The 17982-nt window shown below is 65.1% G+C and carries 19 protein-coding genes; 7 read left to right on the forward strand and 12 right to left on the reverse strand.

Features of this window, described 5'->3' with window-relative positions; genetic code table 11:
* Window positions 1-19: 19 nt before the first annotated feature.
* A complete protein-coding gene (locus RM190_RS15150; protein WP_311760296.1) occupies window positions 20-799 on the reverse strand; it encodes an SDR family NAD(P)-dependent oxidoreductase in 780 nt (259 codons plus the stop codon).
* A 149-nt stretch (window positions 800-948) separates the two neighbouring features.
* On the opposite strand from RM190_RS15150, the gene RM190_RS15155 reads away from it, so the two are divergent.
* On the forward strand, window positions 949-1431 hold the full coding sequence (locus RM190_RS15155) for a MarR family winged helix-turn-helix transcriptional regulator (RefSeq protein ID WP_311760297.1): 483 nt from the start codon (window positions 949-951) through the stop codon (window positions 1429-1431).
* Here RM190_RS15155 and RM190_RS15160 read toward each other — a convergent pair.
* From RM190_RS15160 to RM190_RS15170, 3 genes are read right to left on the reverse strand one after another with little or no spacing between them, the layout of a single operon-like run.
* The gene (locus RM190_RS15160; protein WP_311760298.1) at window positions 1428-1769 is read right to left on the reverse strand and encodes an NIPSNAP family protein; all 342 of its coding nucleotides are present in this window, start codon (window positions 1767-1769) and stop codon (window positions 1428-1430) included. The two genes, RM190_RS15155 and RM190_RS15160, sit on opposite strands and share 4 nt — an antisense overlap.
* Window positions 1770-1779: 10 nt before the next feature.
* Window positions 1780-3525 carry an FAD-dependent oxidoreductase gene (locus RM190_RS15165; protein WP_311760299.1) on the reverse strand — a complete coding sequence of 582 codons (1746 nt, stop codon included), beginning with the start codon at window positions 3523-3525 and terminating at the stop codon, window positions 1780-1782.
* Window positions 3526-3542: 17 nt separating this feature from the next.
* Complete coding sequence (locus RM190_RS15170) at window positions 3543-4856, reverse strand: MFS transporter (RefSeq protein ID WP_311760300.1); 1314 nt, start codon at window positions 4854-4856, stop codon at window positions 3543-3545.
* 307 nt (window positions 4857-5163) lie between these two features.
* On the opposite strand from RM190_RS15170, the gene RM190_RS15175 reads away from it, so the two are divergent.
* On the forward strand, window positions 5164-6312 hold the full coding sequence (locus tag RM190_RS15175) for a Hint domain-containing protein (protein WP_311760301.1): 1149 nt from the start codon (window positions 5164-5166) through the stop codon (window positions 6310-6312).
* A gap of 100 nt (window positions 6313-6412) precedes the next feature.
* Entirely contained in the window at window positions 6413-6847 is a 435-nt protein-coding gene (locus RM190_RS15180) for a hypothetical protein (protein ID WP_311760302.1), read from the forward strand.
* Window positions 6848-6948: 101 nt separating this feature from the next.
* Here the strand turns inward: RM190_RS15180 and RM190_RS15185 are convergent, their stop codons facing one another.
* Genes RM190_RS15185 through RM190_RS15210 form a run of 6 tightly spaced genes read right to left on the reverse strand, consistent with a single transcriptional unit; the run spans window position 6949 to window position 13190 of the window.
* Window positions 6949-10041, reverse strand: a complete 3093-nt coding sequence (locus tag RM190_RS15185) for a valine--tRNA ligase (RefSeq protein ID WP_311760303.1) — start codon at window positions 10039-10041, stop codon at window positions 6949-6951.
* Between the two features lie 59 nt (window positions 10042-10100).
* A complete protein-coding gene (locus tag RM190_RS15190) occupies window positions 10101-10769 on the reverse strand; it encodes a glutathione S-transferase family protein (protein ID WP_311760304.1) in 669 nt (222 codons plus the stop codon).
* Window positions 10769-11401: a glutathione S-transferase family protein gene (locus tag RM190_RS15195; RefSeq protein WP_311760305.1), complete on the reverse strand. Its 633-nt coding sequence runs from the start codon at window positions 11399-11401 to the stop codon at window positions 10769-10771. The genes RM190_RS15190 and RM190_RS15195 overlap by 1 nt, the downstream gene beginning before the upstream one ends.
* A gap of 4 nt (window positions 11402-11405) precedes the next feature.
* The gene (locus tag RM190_RS15200) at window positions 11406-12041 is read right to left on the reverse strand and encodes a YceI family protein (protein WP_311760306.1); all 636 of its coding nucleotides are present in this window, start codon (window positions 12039-12041) and stop codon (window positions 11406-11408) included.
* On the reverse strand, window positions 12041-12826 hold the full coding sequence (locus RM190_RS15205) for a VOC family protein (RefSeq protein ID WP_311760307.1): 786 nt from the start codon (window positions 12824-12826) through the stop codon (window positions 12041-12043). The genes RM190_RS15200 and RM190_RS15205 overlap by 1 nt, the downstream gene beginning before the upstream one ends.
* 10 nt (window positions 12827-12836) lie before the next feature.
* Window positions 12837-13190 (reverse strand): DUF1428 domain-containing protein, encoded by a 354-nt coding sequence (locus tag RM190_RS15210; protein WP_311760308.1) that lies wholly within the window; start codon window positions 13188-13190, stop codon window positions 12837-12839.
* 90 nt (window positions 13191-13280) lie between these two features.
* On the opposite strand from RM190_RS15210, the gene RM190_RS15215 reads away from it, so the two are divergent.
* The gene (locus RM190_RS15215) at window positions 13281-13994 is read left to right on the forward strand and encodes a winged helix-turn-helix transcriptional regulator (RefSeq protein WP_311760309.1); all 714 of its coding nucleotides are present in this window, start codon (window positions 13281-13283) and stop codon (window positions 13992-13994) included.
* Here RM190_RS15215 and RM190_RS15220 read toward each other — a convergent pair.
* Window positions 13928-14410 (reverse strand): peroxiredoxin, encoded by a 483-nt coding sequence (locus RM190_RS15220; protein ID WP_311760310.1) that lies wholly within the window; start codon window positions 14408-14410, stop codon window positions 13928-13930. The genes RM190_RS15215 and RM190_RS15220 overlap by 67 nt on opposite strands.
* A 76-nt stretch (window positions 14411-14486) precedes the next feature.
* On the opposite strand from RM190_RS15220, the gene RM190_RS15225 reads away from it, so the two are divergent.
* Entirely contained in the window at window positions 14487-15686 is a 1200-nt protein-coding gene (locus tag RM190_RS15225) for an NAD(P)/FAD-dependent oxidoreductase (RefSeq protein WP_311760311.1), read from the forward strand.
* A complete protein-coding gene (gene rsmD / locus RM190_RS15230) occupies window positions 15686-16252 on the forward strand; it encodes a 16S rRNA (guanine(966)-N(2))-methyltransferase RsmD (protein ID WP_311760312.1) in 567 nt (188 codons plus the stop codon). Before RM190_RS15225 ends, rsmD begins: the two co-directional genes overlap by 1 nt.
* Here the strand turns inward: rsmD and RM190_RS15235 are convergent.
* Window positions 16249-16680 carry an Lrp/AsnC family transcriptional regulator gene (locus tag RM190_RS15235; RefSeq protein ID WP_311760349.1) on the reverse strand — a complete coding sequence of 144 codons (432 nt, stop codon included), beginning with the start codon at window positions 16678-16680 and terminating at the stop codon, window positions 16249-16251. The two genes, rsmD and RM190_RS15235, sit on opposite strands and share 4 nt — an antisense overlap.
* Before the next feature lie 144 nt (window positions 16681-16824).
* Between RM190_RS15235 and RM190_RS15240 the strand changes: the two genes are divergently transcribed.
* Complete coding sequence (locus RM190_RS15240; RefSeq protein ID WP_311760313.1) at window positions 16825-17979, forward strand: type III PLP-dependent enzyme; 1155 nt, start codon at window positions 16825-16827, stop codon at window positions 17977-17979.
* Window positions 17980-17982: the final 3 nt, after the last annotated feature.

The raw sequence follows: 17982 nt of genomic DNA on the forward strand, positions 1-17982 counted from the left end.
CCCGCCATCCATCCGCGGATCAGGAATATCCGGGACGCGGCACCAGCCCCATCAGCGACTGCGACAGGCCGCCATCGACCACGATCTCTTGTCCGGTGACATACGAGGCGCGGGGCGAGGCCAGGAACAGCGCGACCTCGGCCATGTCCTCGGGCGCGGCGATGCGGCGCAGGGGCACCATCTCTTCACGTCGGGCCTTGGTTTCGGGATCGGCATAGAAGGCCTCGGACAACGGCGTCCGCACCAGGCCCGGACTGACGCAATTCGAACGGACCCCGCGTGGGCCCCATTCCTGCGCCATTTGCCGCGATAGCATCAGGATCGCCGATTTCGACGCGGAATAGGCCCCGCTGGCGGGCTGGGGCTGGCTTCCGGCAATCGACGAGACATGAACGATCGCCCCGGCTCCACGCGCCAGCATTGCCCGCCCGAAAGCCTGCGAGGTCAGCAGGTAGCCGGTCAGGTTGATGCGCAGCATCGCCGACCAATCCGCTTCGGCAATGCTGTCCAGGGGACCGGGTCGCAGGATGCCTGCATTGTTGATCAGCACATCCGCGCCGCCCAGCTCATCGACGCGGGCGGCGGCGGCTTCGATCTCGTCGCCCTTCGACAGATCGCAGGCCAGCGCCACAGCGGACTGGCCCAGTTCTTCGGTCAATGTCCCCAGCGCGGCAGCATCGCGGTCCAGCGCGACCACGCGTGCGCCCTGCGCCGCGAAAGCCTGGCAAAGCGCGCGCCCGATGCCGCCCCCTGCGCCGGTGATGACGACGGTCTTGTCCTGAAGTTCAAGCCAACTCATCGGTTTCTCCTTGTCTCTTGCCAAATGATATGTTGCGAAAGCAACAAAATCGCTTATGTCTTTGGGGTGTCAGGCAATCTGCCAGTGCCCGTTCGTGCTGCCCGGATGCCCTTCACGCGACGCACGCGGGACAAGGCAGGGGGAGTTTCATGCAATCCGATCATTTCGACCTCAACCGGTGCATCGGGGCGCTCAGCCTGCGCTTTTCCAGCCGCCTTGGTGCAGGCGCGTCGCAGGAATATCATGAGCGGTTCCAGATCGGCGTGGTCGAGTGGCGCATCCTGTGTCACCTGGCGGTCGAGCCGTGGTCGAATGTCATTTCGATGGCGAATTCCATCGGGCTGGACAAAAGCTCGGTCAGCCGGGCGTTGTCGGGGATGGAGGCGCGCGGCCTTGTCGAGATGCGCGACGCCGCCCGCCGCAAGCGCGAGGCGAACCTGACCGAAGCCGGGCTTGCGCTGCACCGCCAGGTTCTGCCCATTGCCCGCGCGCGCGAAGCCGCGCTGCTTGACGGCTTCTCGGACAAGGAATTCGACCAGCTTCTGTCCTTCCTGCACCGGCTCATCATCAATCTTCCCAAGGTTGAAGAGGACGCACAATCCCGCGCCGACACCGAAACCGAAACCGCCTAGCGCGCCAGCGAGGGCAGGGGGGCCGCCCGCAGCAGCCGGTCCTCTTGCGCGACGATCAGATGGGCCGAGGCGCGCATGTATTCGGCAAAGTCCGGGTCCGTGTCGCGGGCGTGCCAGCGCGCCTCCATATCCGCCATGTCGCGATAGGCCCACAGGTGGACGACCTGGTTCAGCGTGCCGACCGTGCTCGTGTAAAAGCCGATCGGTGCGCCCAGGCTACGCAGCAGCACGGGCATGGCCAGGCGATCGAAGACCTCAAGGAACTCGGCCATGCGGCGCGGTGTAATCGTATAGACGCGCAGGTTGACCAGCGGCCTGTCTTGGGGGGCGGTGAACATCGTCTTCTCCTCAGGCGGCATTGGGCGTGTGCTCGCAGGTCGCGTCGTCATCCAGCTTTCCGGCCAGCGCCAAAGCGGCGACATAGCCGAAGGTCATGGCTGGTCCGATGGTGATGCCAGCACCCGGATAAGCCCCGCCCATGATCGAGGCGGCGTCGTTCCCCGCCGCGTAAAGCCCCGGAATCGGGCGATCCTGTTCGTCCAGCACCCGCGCGCGTGTGTCGGTGACAAGTCCGGGGAATGTCCCCAGATCCCCCATCACGATCCGCAGCGCATAGAACGGTCCCTGTTCGACCGGCGCGACATTGGGATTGGGCTTGTGCGCCGCATCGCCAAGATATCGGTTGAAGCCGGAACTGCCGCGACCGAACTGCACGTCCTCGCCCCGGCGCGCGCCAAGGTTGTAGGTGTCGATCTCATGCGCCAGAGCCTCGGGGGGGACGCCGATCTGCTGAGCCAGATCCTGCACCGTCTTCCCTCGCCGCAGATAGCCCGAACGCAGATGTGGCGACAGCGGCATCGGATAGGGTTTCACGAAGCCGATTCCGTATTTGCGGATGGTGCGGTGATCCGCGATCAGCCACGCCTCGGTCTTGCCGGTGCCACGGCAGGCTTCGATCATGGCCGCACCGACATCGTGATAGGACGAGCTTTCGTTCACGAAGCGCCGCCCCGCGGGCGTCACCATGATGAAGCCCGGCTTGTAGCGGTCGACCAGATGCGGAAAGGCGACATCTCCGCCGGGGAACGGCACCTTCGAGACGGGCATCCAGGCGGCGGCATTGGGCAGGCCGGTGGACAGGTGGCCGCCTGCAGCCTCGCCCAGCGTGATGCCGTCGCCGGTATTTCCTTCGGGGACCGGGGTGAAATGCTCGCCCCCCTCGCGCAGATGCGGATAGATGGAGCGGGTGCGCAGGGGATCGCGGGCAAAGCCGCCCGCCGCCAGCAGGACGCCACGGGTCGCGGAAAATTCGCGCCTTTCCCCGTCGATGATCGCGGCGACCCCGATGACGCGGCCATCCGCTTGCAGAAGCTCGGTGACGGTTGCCCCGGTCTCGATCCTGATCCCCAGATCCAGCGCCGATTTCGCCAACCGCGCCGCCAGCGCATTGCCCGATGTCAACTGCACCCCGCGGCGATAGCGCAGCAGATGCAGCAGATGCACCCCAAGCCGCTTCGCGACATAGGCGGCCGAGACGGGCGAGCGGGTGAAGTTGAAGAAATGCTTCAGGTCGTTGTTCGACGAATTGAACATCATTCCCATGAAGGTGATGGTCTTCAACGGCGGGCGCAGGCGCGCCAGCTCGGCTCCCAGACGCCGCGCGTCATAGGGCGCGGCCGTGATCGAGCGGCCGATCTGGACACCGCCCGGCGCTTCGGGGTGATAGTCGGGATAAATCGAGGGGACGAAGGCCACCTCGGTCTCGGCCTCCATGAAGCGCAGCATGCGCGGGCCGAAATCCAGATAGGCGTCGACAAAGGCGCGGTTGTAGTTCGGCCCGGCTTCGTGGCGCATATAGGTGTGGACAGCCTCGCGATCGACCCTGGTTCCGCCCTGTTCGGGGGAACGATCCTCGAAATGCGGGTTCCCGGGGATCCAGGCGACGCCGCCCGAAAAGGCCGTGGTGCCGCCAAAGACCGGCGCCTTTTCCAGCACGATCACCGTCAGGCCGGATTTGCGCGCGGTAATGGCGGCGGTCAGTCCGGCGGCGCCCGATCCGACGACGACGACATCATGGCTGTTGGTTGCGGACATGGCGGGGTTCCTTTCAGTCATGCCGGATTGCGGCCGCGGACGAACAGTGCCGCGATGCCTGCGATCAGAAGCGGGATGGCAAAGACGGCCAGCAGCGCAGGCAGGCCAAGACCCTGTCCGATCAGCACGCCGCCCAGCATCGGCCCGATGACCGCGCCGATGCGGCCGATCCCCATGGCCCAGCCGATCCCGGTCGAGCGGATCTCGGAAGGATAAAGCGCAGCGGCCAGCGCGTAAAACGAATTGAAACCTCCATTGGTGGTGAAGCCGGCCAGGAAGGCCAAGGCCAGCGTGACCGCCAGCGTCACCGACAGATAGCCGAAGGCCGCGACCACGACCGCGCCACACAGCATTGCGGCAAAGGTGGCGCGTTGCAGGCCGATCCGGATGGCGATGCCACCGATGACGAAGGTCCCGACAAAGCCGCCCAGGTTGAACAGGGCTCCGGCATAGATGGCGTTCTCGACCGCAAGGCCTGATTGCACCGAAAGCTGGGTGATCCACGAGACAAGGAAGTAAAAGGTCATGAACCCCATGATCACCGCGATCCACAGGCACAGCGTCCCAGCCAGCCGTCCGTCACGGAAGATGGTTGCGGGCGAGATCCTGCTGCCCGAGATCCGTGGCGGCAGCGACGGCAGGGCGGTCTCTCCCAGCCGCCCCAGCAGGCGGTTCAGTCGGGCCAGCGCATCCTTGGGCTGGACCCGTTTCAGATAGTCGATGGATTCGGGCAGAAGCACCACCACCAGCGGCAGGATCGCCAGCGACACGAAGCCCGCCCCGGCCAGCATCGCGCGCCAGCCGTGGACGGGCAGCGCATGGGCCACGACCAGCCCTGTCAGGACCGCACCCAGCGGATAGCCCGCGATGGTCCCGGCGACGATCATGCCTTGCTGGCCCGGCGGCGCGTACTCCGCCGCGATCGTGCTGACGCTGGCCAGGAATGCCCCCACGGCCATGCCGATGATCGCGCGCAGGATCACCAGTTCGGTGACGTTCTGCACCCGGCTCGACAGCAGCATGCTGGCAGTGATCAGCGTCAACAGCGCCACGATCAGCGGCCTGCGCCCGAAGCGGTCGGCCAGCGGCGCGATGAACAGTCCGCCGACCGCCATGCCCGCCAGCGAGGTGCTGAAAACAACCCCCAGCGCCTCGGGGCCCAATTGCCACGAGGACTTCAGCGACGGCGCGATATAGGACATGATCACGATGTCCATGCCGTCAATCGCGTTCAGCAGAAAGCAGATCAGGATGACGGCCACGCGCAGTGGCGTCCAGCGCCCGTCGCCTGCCTTGCCCCGCGCCCGGTCCACCATGATCGTATGTGCCATCTCGCCTCCCCGAAATGCGGCAAGCCGCGGCCGGCGCGCGAAAGCATGGCTTCGCGGTCAGCAAACTTGCCGTGGATGATCATCAGAATGCGCCGCCTTCTCCCCCGGCGACGTTCGGATCTGCATAGGCGAGCCGGGGGCTTCGGTCAAACACTTTGTTGCGGTCGCAACACATGGCGAGATCGAAAGCTCGCCACTCAGCCGCTGCGGCGCGGCATTCACCCTTGCGCCACTGCCTTTTTGCTGGCTAGCTGAGGGGATATTGAGATGACGAGCCTCCACTTTTCCTCCCCATCGGAGCTGAGCAATGGCGACTTACATTCTTCCCCCCGACGCCGTCGCGGTTGGATCGACCAACCAGCAGGCAGGTGAGACGGTCATTACCCCCACGTCATTGCCGATCAACGATTTCCTGATCTCGCAAGGCTATGATCCGGCGGATGCCGTGGTCACGATCACCATCGACGACCAGTATATCGTCGATGACGAGGATCTGGATGGCGACGGCACTCCCGACCCCTATATCCCCGACGATACGCCGGTATCGAGCTTCGAAATCGATGCTGACGGGGACGGGACCGCCGATTACTACGTCGCGGGGCAAGGCTCGCAGGCCAGCGAGTTGTCGACCAACAACCAGTACAGCGGCAATACCTGCAGCTACAGCGGGGGGTTCTATTTCCACGACTCCGAAACGGGCGAGGAGGTGGACAGCGTCAATGGCACCATCTTCATCACGACCGACGGCACCTTCACCCCGGGTGTAAGCAAGCCCGTGGTGCCGATGGACAATGGCGGCATCGCGCTGGACGATCTGGTCGTGGTCTGCTTCACGCGCGGCACATGGATTACGACGCCCGACGGCCCCCGCCTGATCGAGGAACTGGCCGTCGGCGATCTTGTCACCACGCTTGACCAGGGACCGCAGCCGATCCGCTGGATCGGGTCGCGCCGGCTCAGTCGCGGGACACTGGCGCGGCTGCCGAACCTGCGCCCGATCCGCATCGCCGCGGGGGCACTCGGGCCGGGCCTGCCGGAAACCGATCTTGTCGTTTCGCCCCAGCACCGGATGCTGCTGTCCTCGCCCATCGTGCGCAGGCTGTTCGATACAGACGAAGTCCTTGTTCCTGCCAAGAAGCTTCTCGGGCAACCCGGCATTGCCGAGGAAGCGGCGCAATCGGTCGAGTATTTCCACATCCTGCTGGACCGCCATCAGGTCGTGATCGCGAATGGCGCGCCCTCGGAAACCCTGCTGGTCGGGCAGATTGCCCTGCGCGCGCTGGGGGCCGAGGCGCGGCGAGAGATCGCGCTCATCTTCCCCGAGATCGCCTTGCCCGGTTTCGCGCCGGTTCCGGCGCGCCAGCTTGCCGCGCCACGCCGGATCGGCAAGCTGGTCGAACGCCATGTCAGGAACGGTCATCCTCTGTGCCAGCAGGTCAGGTCGGCTGCGAGCTGAAATCCGGCGCAGGCGATTCCTTGCCGGTCCCCTTGCTTCCGTGGGGCCGGAACCGGTCGTTGCGCGTTATCCTGGATCAAGAAGGTTCAGGAGCAGGACAATGAAGCTCGCATCCAGATTGGCCGCCGCGGGATTGGTGCTTGCCACTCTTGGCGCGGCGCCCGCGATGGCCGATCCCGGCAATGGGAAAGGCCATGGCAACGGGAACGGCAAAGAGCACGCGCGCTATGGCCACGATCAGGGCAAGCACGGCGACTATCACGGGCGAAGCAATTATGTCGCCGACTGCCCGCCGGGACTCGCCAAGAAGAACCCGCCCTGCATCCCGCCCGGCCAGGCCCGCAAATACGGGAACCGCGTCGGTGATACGCTGCGAGTCGGAGATTACATCGTGATCCGCGACCCGCACCGCTATGACCTCGAGCAGCGGCGGGGCTGGGATTACTATCGTGACGACGACCGCATCTATCGCGTCGACAGCGGCACCCGGAAGGTGCTGGCCGTCATGAACCTGATCGACGCCTTCACGAACTGAACGCAGGCAGAAAAAGGCCGGGCATTCCTGCGGATGCCCGGCCTTCACCGTTTTTCAAATACCCATCTTGACCGCGCCACCGGGGCGGCGCGGGGGCAGGGTCACATGGCCGCCAATTGCGCCAGCGCCGCACGGATGCGGGCCACGTCGTCTTCAAGCGCGGCCAGTTTGTCGCGGGTTTCCTCGATCACCTCGGGTTCGGCATGTTCGACGAACTTCGGGTTCGAAAGCCGCCCGCGCAGTCCGGTCGCGTCCTTTTCGGTCTTGGCCGCGGATTTCTCCAGCCGGGCGGTTTCGGCCTTCACGTCGATCATCTCGCCCACTGGCAGGGCAAAGCTTGCCCCCAGCGCCGCGACCGAGATCATGCCCGGACCCATCTTGCCGGCAGCGGGCGGATTGACGCGCGCCAGCCGCTCGATCAGCGGACCGTTCGCGGCCAGGGCTTCGCGTGCGGCCTCGTCCGCTTCGGTCACGATCAGGTCGGGGCGCGCCCCGGCCGGCACGCCGATCTGCGCGCGGGCGGAACGGATATTCTCGATCAGCTGGATCACCCAGTTCATCTGGCGATCGGCATCGGCGTCGATCAGCTCGGCACCGAATTCCGGCCAGTCGCCGTGGACCAGCATCTTCGGACGATCTCCGGTCAGCGCCCAAAGCTCTTCGGTCAGGAACGGCATGATCGGATGCAGCATGGTGTAGCACTGGTCCAGAACCCAGCCCATCGTCGCCAGCGTCTCGTCCCGATATTCGCCATCGAACAGCGGTTTCGAGAATTCGACATACCAGTCGCAGACCTTGCCCCAGACAAAGGCGTAAAGCCCGGTCGCCGCATCGTTGAAACGATAGCTGGCCAGCGCCTCGTCGGTCGCGATGCGGATGCGGGCGACCTCGCCGATGATCCAGCGGTTCACGACATGGGTGGGCTCGGGGCGCGCGCCACCGCCGCGCACGCCGTTCATCTCGGCAAAGCGGGTCGCGTTCCAGATCTTGGTGACGAAGTTGCGATTCGCCTCGACATGCTTCGGCCCCAGCTTCGGATCGCGGCCCATTGCCGCCATGCTGGTCAGGGTAAAGCGCAGCGCATCCGCGCCATATTCGTCGATCAGCGTCAGCGGGTCGATGACGTTGCCTTTCGACTTCGACATCTTCGCGCCCTTCTCGTCGCGCACCAGCCCGTGCACATAGACGGTGCGGAAGGGGACGTCGCCGACGACGGCCAGTTGCATCATCATCATCCGGGCGACCCAGAAGAAGATGATGTCGAAGCCGGTGATCAGCGTGCTGGTCGGGAAATAGCGCGCCAGTTCCGGCGTCTGTTCCGGCCAGCCCAGCGTTCCGATCGGCCACAGGCCGGACGAGAACCAGGTATCCAGCACGTCCGGGTCGCGCCAGACGGGATAGACCAGCCTGGTCGGATCCTGCGTCAGGTTGTAATCGGCCAGACCCTGCGAAAATGCGTCGATTGCTGCCTCGCGATCGGCAACCTCGATCACGCGGGCGATTTCCAGCGGCTGGGGCAGGCCCGCGATGCTGTCGCGGAACTTCTCGACCACCTCGGAGAAATGCGCGGCGGCATGGTGGATCTCGTCACGATGGACAAGGCCTTCCTCCAGCAGGGCGAAGATCTCGACATCGTCCAGCGCGCCGTCATTGTCGTCATCGACTTGGCCTTCGCGGCCCATGTCCAGCCCATACCAGACCGGGATCTGGTGGCCCCACCACAGCTGACGACTGATGGTCCAGGGCTCGATATTCTCAAGCCAATGGAAATAGACCTTTTCATGCTGCTCGGGCAGGATCTTCGTCGCGCCCGAACGCACGGCTTCCAGCGCGGGCCCCACGATCTTGGCGGTATCGACGAACCACTGGTCGGTCAGCATCGGCTCGATCACCACGCCCGAGCGGTCGCCGAAGGGCTGCATGATCGGCTTTGCTTCGACCAGAGGGCGGCGTTCCAGGTGCTCGGCCCCGGTTTCCTTGTCGATTTCCTTGTGCAGATAGGTGACGGCCAGACCCTCTGCGTTGATCTGCTCGATCACCGCCTTGCGGGCCTCGAACCGGTCCAACCCGCGCAGGTCATCAGGGACGAGGTTCACGTTCGAGACGTCGCCGACATCCTCGCCGCGCGCCGCGCGGGACGCGATCCCGGCGCTTTCGGCATAGCTGAGGCCGTCCTGGCGCATCGCGCCCTTGCCGTCCATCAGCGCGTAAAGCGGGATGTCGTTGCGGGTGGCGACGCCATAGTCGTTGAAGTCATGCGCGCCGGTGATCTTGACGGCGCCCGAGCCGAAATTCGGGTCCGGATATTCGTCGGTGATGATCGGGATCAGGCGGCGCAGGTGCTTCGGCCCGACGGGGATCTCGACCAGCTTGCCGACGATCGGGGCATAGCGGGCATCGTCGGGGTGAACCGCGACCGCGCCATCGCCCAGCATGGTTTCGGGGCGCGTGGTGGCGATGCTGATATAGTTGCGCGTCTCGCGCAGGATGACGGTCCCGTCCTCGTCCCGCTCGACATATTCATAGGTTTCGCCACCGGCCAGCGGATACTTGAAGTGCCACATATGGCCGGGAACCTCGCGGTTCTCGACTTCAAGATCGCTGATCGCGGTTTCGAAATGGGGATCCCAGTTCACCAGCCGCTTGCCGCGATAGATCAGGCCCTTGTCGTGCATCTCGACGAAGACCTTGATGACGGCGTCGTGGAAGTTGCCTTCCTGACCCTTGGGGGCACCGGGGGCGCCCGACATGGTAAAGGCGTTGCGCGACCAGTCGCAGGAGGCGCCAAGACGCTTCAACTGACCGATGATCGTATCGCCGGATTCCTGTTTCCAGGCCCAGACCTTCTGCAGAAAGGCCTCGCGCCCGATCTCGCGGCGGTTCGGTTCCTGACGCTGGGCCATCTGGCGCTCGACGACCATCTGGGTGGCGATCCCCGCATGGTCCTGGCCCGGCTGCCACAGCGTGTCGAAGCCGCGCATCCGGTGCCAGCGCACCAGGATGTCCTGCAGCGTGTTGTTCAGCGCGTGACCGATATGCAGACTGCCGGTCACGTTGGGCGGCGGGATCACGACCGAAAAGCTGTCCGCCCCCGGTTTCGCATTGGCTCCAGCGGCGAAAGCATCGCTCGCCGCCCATTCACCCGCGATCCGCGCCTCGGCCGTGCTCGCGTCGAAGTTCTTTTCCATGGCCATCTCGTCACCCCTTTGATCGTCAAGGGGATAGCGAAACACGGACAAAAGGCCAAGAGGCGCTAGGCCCTGAACCGTTGCGGAACCAGCTCGGGGAAGGGGAAATATTGCAGCCAGGGCAGCGCCTCGGTGCGGGCGCGCTGGAATGAGGGCCGCGCGAGCAGCCGCTCGAAATAGGCGGCAAGGGCGGGATGGCCCGCGAAGGGGTGGATCATCCCCGCGTAGAACAGCGCAGGTGCCGCCGCGCAATCGGCCAGACCGAAATCACCGGCCGCCCATTCCCGGCCCTTGAGGTGATGGTCCAGCGCGACATAGGCGCGCTCAAGCCGGTCGCGCACGAAGCGGCCGACCGGTTCTTCGACGCCCTCGCCCATGAACAGGCGCGCACCCACGATCTGCTGCATCACCTGCATGACCTGAAAGTCGAAGAACCGGTCCCATTGCCGCGCCGACAGCGCGGCGTCGGGGTCCGCCGGCAGCATCCGCACCTTGCCCGGATAATGCCGGTCCACATATTCGATCATCACCGAGGATTGCGACAGGATGACCCCGCGCGCATGGTCCTTCAACCCCGGCATCAGGCCCATCGGCTCGATCCCGGCCATCAGGGCGCGATCCTCTTCCTGACCAAGGTCGATCTGGTGGAAGGTGAAGGGCGCGCCGGTTTCATACAGCGCGACCAGCACCTTCTGGGTATAGGATGAGAGCGGGTGGCCATAGATGGTCAGCATCACGCGGCCTCGGCGAAATGTTCAAGCTGCGCGGCATGGGCCCGCTGGAAGGCGGGTCGCGCGATCATCCGCGCCAGATACTCGGCCAGCACCGGATGGGCCGCAAGCTCGCCCAGGCTGTCGACATTGCGCAGGACATCGGTCATCAGGATATCGGCGATGGTGAATTGGCCCGCCGCGATGAAGTCCCGATCCGCCAGAACCGGTTCAAGCTGTCGCAGGCGTTCATGCACGCGCGGCAGCGCCAGTTCCTCTGCCACCGCATTCCGGTCGAAGACGCGCGCCAGCGCCAGGGCCATCACCACGGGCTCAAGACTGTTCAGCGCCGCGATCAGCCATTGCTGGGTCTGGGCCCGTGCCTGCGGATCGCGGGGCAGCAGGCTGTCCTGTCCCTCGCCAAGATACAGAAGCATCGCACCGCTTTCGAACAGCGACAGTTCCCCGTCGCGCAGGATAGGCACCTGACCAAAGGGCTGGCGCGCATAATGCGCGGGCGTCCTTTCACGCACGCTGGTCGTCTCGATCTTATAGGGCAGGCCCGCTTCCTCGCAGGCCCAACGGATGCGCAGGTCGCGGATAAAGCCGCGGGCCATGTCAGGCACCCAGTCGAAGGTGGTGATTACAACAGTCATCGTCTCACTCCTTTCGGGCGAATTCCGCGTCGATCGAGATCGGGATCGGCTCGGTGAAAAATGCGTTCAGGCCGTAAGCCTGCGGGTCGATCTGCGTCTCGGCATGCAGGCCGATCAGGTCGCGGATCACGGGATTGCCGTTTTCGTCCCCGGTATAGCCCTTGCCCGCGCCGACAAGCTCGACCCGGAAGGTGGCGGGGTGGGTCTTGCCCATCAGTGTCAGTTGGCCGGATACGGTCCCGGCGGTATTGCTGTCAGCAGTGAAGCTGTCCGAGACGAAGCTGGCAGTCGGGTTTGCCGCGCCATTCAGATAGTCCTTGCCGGTCAGGATTTCGGCAAAACCCTCGACCGGGGTCGAGATCGAGGCGATCTCGACCTGCGCGGTCAGCTTGCTGGATCCGGGATCGTCGGGATTCCATTCCAGCACGCCGCTGACCTTGTCGAAGCGGAAGACACTGTAGGAAAAGCCCAGGTGCTGGACGCGGGCGATGACCCCGGTGTGGTAGTGGTCCAGGTTATAGGTGCCGGCCGCGGCGGCATGGTAATCCTTTTGCCCATGCGGCACGTCCGACGGCTTGATGTCCTGCGCCATGGCGGGCGTGGCGCAGAGCAGGGCGGCGATAATGGTCGCGCGGATCATCAGACATCCTCTTTCGGGCCGACGACCGAGAAATGGGCCCCCTGGGCGTCGCGGAAGAAGGCGATGAAGGCACCGCCCGGAACCTCGACCGGGCCATGCATCAGCGTGGCCCCGCCACCGGTTGCTCGCGTAATCGCGGAATCGACGCCGTTCACCCCGAAATAGGGCAGCCAGCACGGCACGGGCGAATTGCCCAGGCCCATCATCCCGCCGATATCGGCCCCGTTCCACGAGAAGAGCTGATAGGTGCCCATCTCTCCCATGTCGACGGCGGTCGAGCGGGTCCAGCCGAACAGTTCGGCATAGAAATCCAGCGCGGCCTTTGGGTCGGTCGACATCAGTTCGATCCAGTTGCCGTGGCTTTCCTTTCTTTGGTTCCAGGCACCGGATTCCACCGGGGGCTGGGGTTCCATCGGCAGGGGCTGAAGCACGCCGAAGGCCGCCCCCTGCGGATCCGACAGGATGGCGAAGCGCCCGGTCCCCGGAATGTCGGCAGGTTCGCGAAAGACAGTGCCGCCCAGCGTCTTGACCTTGGTCGCGGCGGCGTCGGCATCGTCCACGTCGAAATAGACCATCCAGAAAGGCGGAGTTCCGGCGCAGTCGTCCGGCATTTCGGCCAGCCCGGCGACCATGTCGCCGCCGTGGCTGGCCAGATGATAGGTAAAGCCGTCCATGCCGGCGTCGGCGATGCTCCAGCCGAACAGCTTGCCATAGAACTGATCGGCCTGGGGCAGGGCGCCCTTGTCGGTGGACAGCTCGAACCAGCAGGGTTTGCCGTGATACATGATCCGGTCCTCAGTTGCCGTCGAAGACGGGTTCGAACCCGCCCCACATCATCCGCATCCCGTCGAAGGGCATTTCGCCCATCTTTTCCATTTCGGGGTCGGACATCATCTTTTCATAGGCGGTGTCGGCGGTGGCTTTGTCGGGCCATTCGATCCACGAGAACAGGACCGTCTCGTCCTCTTTGGCCTTGGTGGCCATGTGGAAGTCCGTGACCTTGCCATGCGGGACATCGACGCCCCAGTTCTCGACCATGCGGACTGCGCCCGCCTTCTTGAAATAGGGCCAGGCCATTGCGGCGTGATCCACATATTTCTGCTTGTTCGCAGTCGGCACGGCCAGAAGAAATCCAGAGTAATACGTCATGCGTCATCCTCCTTTTCGCGGCGCGGGAAACGCCGCCCGAGTCGCAGGCTGGCACTTGAAGTAGTAAAAAGCAACTGTTAATATGAAAACATGATCGAGACAGGCCAGACTCCGCGAACCCGCTATGACGAAGGGTGCCTTGGTGCCCACGCGCTGAATTTCATCGGCGACCGATGGGCGCTGCTGGTCGTGCGCGAATTGATGTTCGCGCCCAAGCGCTTCCAGATGATCCGGGCGGGAATGCCGGGGATCACCGCCAGCGTCCTGACGCAAAGGCTGGGGCAGATGACCCAGACCGGTATTGTGCGCCATGACGCTGTGCTGGGAATTTACAGTCTGACCGAGCTTGGCCGTGCGCTGCACCCGATGCTGACCGAACTTTGCCGCTGGGCGCTGCTGCTGCCGGGGCATGATCCGAAGAAGTTCATCAGCATCTCGGCGCTGATGATCTCGATCTCGGCCACGGTGGATTCCGGTCGGGCAGCGGGATCACCGCTGCGCGCGGGGTTCCTGTCGGGCAGCGAGGGATTCGAGGTCACGATTTCCGCGCAGGGACTTCCGCAGGTCCGGGCCGTGCGTGAACCCAAGGGGGATTTCGTGCTGGCCGGCAACGGAAACGCACTGGCCGCCGCCGTCTATGGCCCCCCGCCAGCCGCGCTGGCCGCGGCGGGGCGCATTGCCCTGCACGGCGATCCGGCCGCCGCGCAGGAGTTCACCGGCTTTTTCAGCATTGCGCCTCAGACGAGGTCCAGCAGCGAATCGCCCGACGAGATCGTGCAGGCGCCCGCGGCTTCCTCGACCTGAAGCTGGGTCACGACGCCGCCATCTACCAGCATCGCATAGCGCTTCGAGCGGCCGTTGACCCAGCCCGCGCCTTCGATGTTCAGGCCAAGCGCCTTGGTATAGCTGCCATCGGCATCGGCCAGGACCTCGATCCCGGCATCGGCGGCGCCGGTGGCCTTGGACCATGCTCCCGCGACGAAGGGGTCGTTGACGGTCACGCAGACAACGCGCGAGACGCCTTTTGCGCGGAACTTGTCCGCGTTCTTCACGAAGCTCGGCATGTGGCTGTTCGAGCAGGTGGGCGTGAAGGCGCCGGGCACGGCGAAGATCGCGACGCGACCTTGCGACAGTTCGGCGATGTCGACCTCGGCCGGGCCGCTTTCGCCAAGTTTGAACAGTTTCCCGGCAGGCAGCTTGTCGCCTTGCGAAATGGACATGCGCATTCTCCATGAATTGCATCGATGCGGGCCGGACTATAGGCTCTGCGCCTCGGGCAAACCAGTAAGGTAAAGAATGAACATCGTGATCCTTGGTGCGGGGCAGGCGGCTGCCTCGATGGCGGCGAAATTGCGGGCGCTGGGGCATCAGGGCCAGATCACCGTGATCGGGGACGAAGCCGCGCCACCCTATCAGCGCCCGCCGCTGTCCAAGGCCTATCTGCTGGGCGACATGGGGCTGGACCGCCTGACACTGCGCGGCTCCGAATGGTGGGACGAACAGGGCATCACCCTGCGTCTGGACGAACGCGCGACGGCGATCGACCGCGACCGCCGAGCCGTGCTGACCGACCGTGGCGAATACCCCTATGACGCGCTGGCGCTGACGCTGGGCGCAAGCCCGCGCCGCCTGCCCGACGCACTGGGGGGCAGCCTGCCGGGCGTCCATGTCGTCAGGAACCTGGCCGACATCGCCCGGGTAAAGCCCGGGCTATTGCCCGGTCGCCGGCTTGTGGTCGTCGGCGGCGGCTATATCGGACTTGAGGCGGCGGCCGTCGCCCGCAAACTGGGGTTGGAGGTCACGCTGGTCGAGGCCGCGCCTCGCATCCTGGGCCGCGTCGCCGCCCCAGAGACCGCCACGATGATCCGCGACCTGCACCATGCGCATGGCGTCGAGATCGTCGAAGGCACTGCGATCGCACGCATCACCGGTGAGGCGCAGGCGGATGGCGTGATGCTGGCCGATGGCCGCCACCTTCCCGCCGATCTGGTCATCTGCGGCATCGGGATCGCGCCGGAAACCGCGTTGGCCGAAGCGGCCGGGCTGGTCCTGGACAACGGCATCGCCACCGATGCGCAGGGCCGGACCTCGGACCCGGCGATCTGGGCGGCGGGCGATTGCGCCAGCTTTCCGGTCCCGGAGGGCCGGATGCGGCTGGAAAGTGTCGGGAACGCCATCGACATGGCCGAGGCTGTCGCCGCGAACATCCTGGGCGTGGGGGCGGATTATGTCCCGAAGCCATGGTTCTGGTCCGACCAGTTCGACGCCAAGTTGCAGATCGCCGGGCTGAACAGCGGGTTCGACCGGGTAGTGACGCGGCCGGGCGCGGGGGCGCATGGCGGCTCGGTCTGGTATTTCCGGGACGGCCGGCTGATCGCTGTCGATGCCCTGAACGACGCCCGCGCCTATATGATCGGCAAGCGCCTGATCGAGAGCGGCAGATCCCCCACGCCCGAGGCCGTGGCCGAAGCCTCCGAACTGAAGGCGTTGATGTGATGCGGATCATCGGGGGCAATCTTCGCGGGCTGAAGCTGGCCGATGTGGGCGAGGGAGACCGCGCCGCGCATCTGCGTCCGACCACCGATCGGGTGCGCGAGTCGATCTTCAACCTGCTGGTCAACGGCACGCATGGCAATCCGATCCCCGGCGCGCGGGTGCTTGACCTGTTCGCGGGCACAGGCGCACTGGGGCTTGAGGCGCTGTCGCGCGGTGCCGCCCGCGTCGCCTTCGTCGATGACGGGGTCACGGCCCGTGCGCTATTGCGCGAAAACATCGAAAAGGCCCGCGCCATGGGTGTCACCGATGTCTGGCGGCGCGATGCCACCGACCTTGGCATCAATCGCAGCCCCGGTTTCGATCTGGTCTTTCTGGACCCGCCCTATGGCAAGGGGCTGGGGGAAAGGGCGCTGGCCACCGCATTGGCCGGTGGGTGGATCGCGCCCTCTGGCATGGTCGTCTGGGAAGAAGCCGCGCCCCCTCCGCCGGTCGAGGGGCTGGAACGGATCGACCAGCGCAAATACGGCGATACCGTCATCACGCTGCTGCGCCCCGCCCAACCCTAGGTCGCGCGGTCCAGCTTGGTCGACAGGTGGATCAGGCTTTCGCTTGACCTGACGCCCGTCAGACTGCCGATCTGGTCCAGCACATCGTCAAGCTGGCTGGTCGAAGTGGCGGCAAGTTGCAGCAAAAGATCGACGCGTCCGCTGGTGGTGTGGACGCGCTCGACCTCGGGCAGGCTGCGCAACCGGGTCAGGATCGCGCCTTGCGAGCGCGGCTCGATCGTCAAAAGGCAGGTCGCACGGATCCGGTTTTCGCGCGCGGCATCGCCAAGTCGCAGCGTATAGCCGGCAATCGCGCCCGAGGTTTCCAGCCGTTCCAGCCGGGCCTGTACGGTCGATCGCGCGACTTTCAGGCGCCGCGCCAGCACCGCCACCGATTGCCGCGCATCCTGCGCAAGATGGGCCAGAATGCCCCGGTCAAGCTCGTCCAAACCCAGTCCTGTCATATTGCTTCATTCTTCGTCGATTTAACCGATCTGGTGCCCGATTGCACCCTTTTCATTGGTCAAATCGAACGAGGCAGGGTGCATGATGACCTTGCTGCCGCGCCCGATGCCAAGTGGAAGGACTTGCCAATGGGACTGACTGAGCGCAACGGACCCAAGGCCGCGTGGGAAAACCCGGCCCAGATCATCCGTGTCCTGGCCCCCGAAAATCCGGTCATGGTCTTTGATGCGGCGCGGCTGCGCCGGGTTGCAAGACGCTTCCTGAAGGGGTTTCCGGGCATGGTCACCTATGCCGTCAAGGCGAACCCGGACGAGGCCGTCATCCGCACACTGATCGCCGCAGGGATCAGGGGCTTCGACGTCGCCTCTCCCTACGAGATCGACCTGATCGGCCGGCTGTCTCCCCAGGCGGCGCGGCATTACCACAATCCCGTCCGGTCGCAGATGGACATCGCCCATGCCGTCGGGGCGGGGGTGCGCTGCTGGTCGGTGGACAGCCTGACGGAACTGCACAAGCTTTTCGACCGCGTGCCCGCTGAGGGATGCGAGATTTCCGCCCGCTTCAAGGCGCAGCTTCCGGGCGCGGCCTATGACTTCAACTCGAAATTCGGCGCTTCGCCCGAAGTCACGGCGGAATTGCTGCGCCAGATCGCCGGACGGGGCTATGTCCCGTCGCTGACCTTCCATCCCGGGACGCAATGCAGCGACCCCCGCGCGTGGGAGGCCGGGATCCGCGCCGCTGCCGTGATCTGTCGTGAAGCCGGGGTCAGGGCGCGGCGGCTGAATCTGGGCGGAGGCTATCCCTCGCATCGCACTGGGCGGGCGCCGGACCTGACGGCGATCTTTCACGCGATTGCGGGGGCCACGGCCGCCGCCTTCGGTTCCGATCCGCCCCAACTTGTCTGCGAGCCGGGACGCGGGCTTTGCGCGGATGCGTTTTCGCTGATCACCCGCATCAAGGCCGTACGTGACGGCGGCGACATCTTCCTGAATGACGGCACCTATGGCGGGCTGTCCGAACTGCCGGTGATGGGCAACCTGACGCGCCTGGACTTGCTGACCCCCACCGGCGAACGCCGCATGGGGGCGCTCCGGCCCCGAACGGTCTTTGGACCCACCTGCGACTCGATTGATCGCCTGCCGGGTGAATTGCTCCTGCCCGAGGACGTGGCAGAGGGTGATTATCTGGTCTTTCACGGGGCAGGTGCGTATTCCACCGTCACCAATACCCGCTTCAACGGCTTTGGGCAGATGCAGCACCTGTCTGTTAGGACAGTTTTGTAATCC

This window comes from Paracoccus broussonetiae (assembly GCF_031854425.1).
Taxonomy (GTDB): Bacteria; Pseudomonadota; Alphaproteobacteria; order Rhodobacterales; family Rhodobacteraceae; genus Paracoccus; species Paracoccus broussonetiae.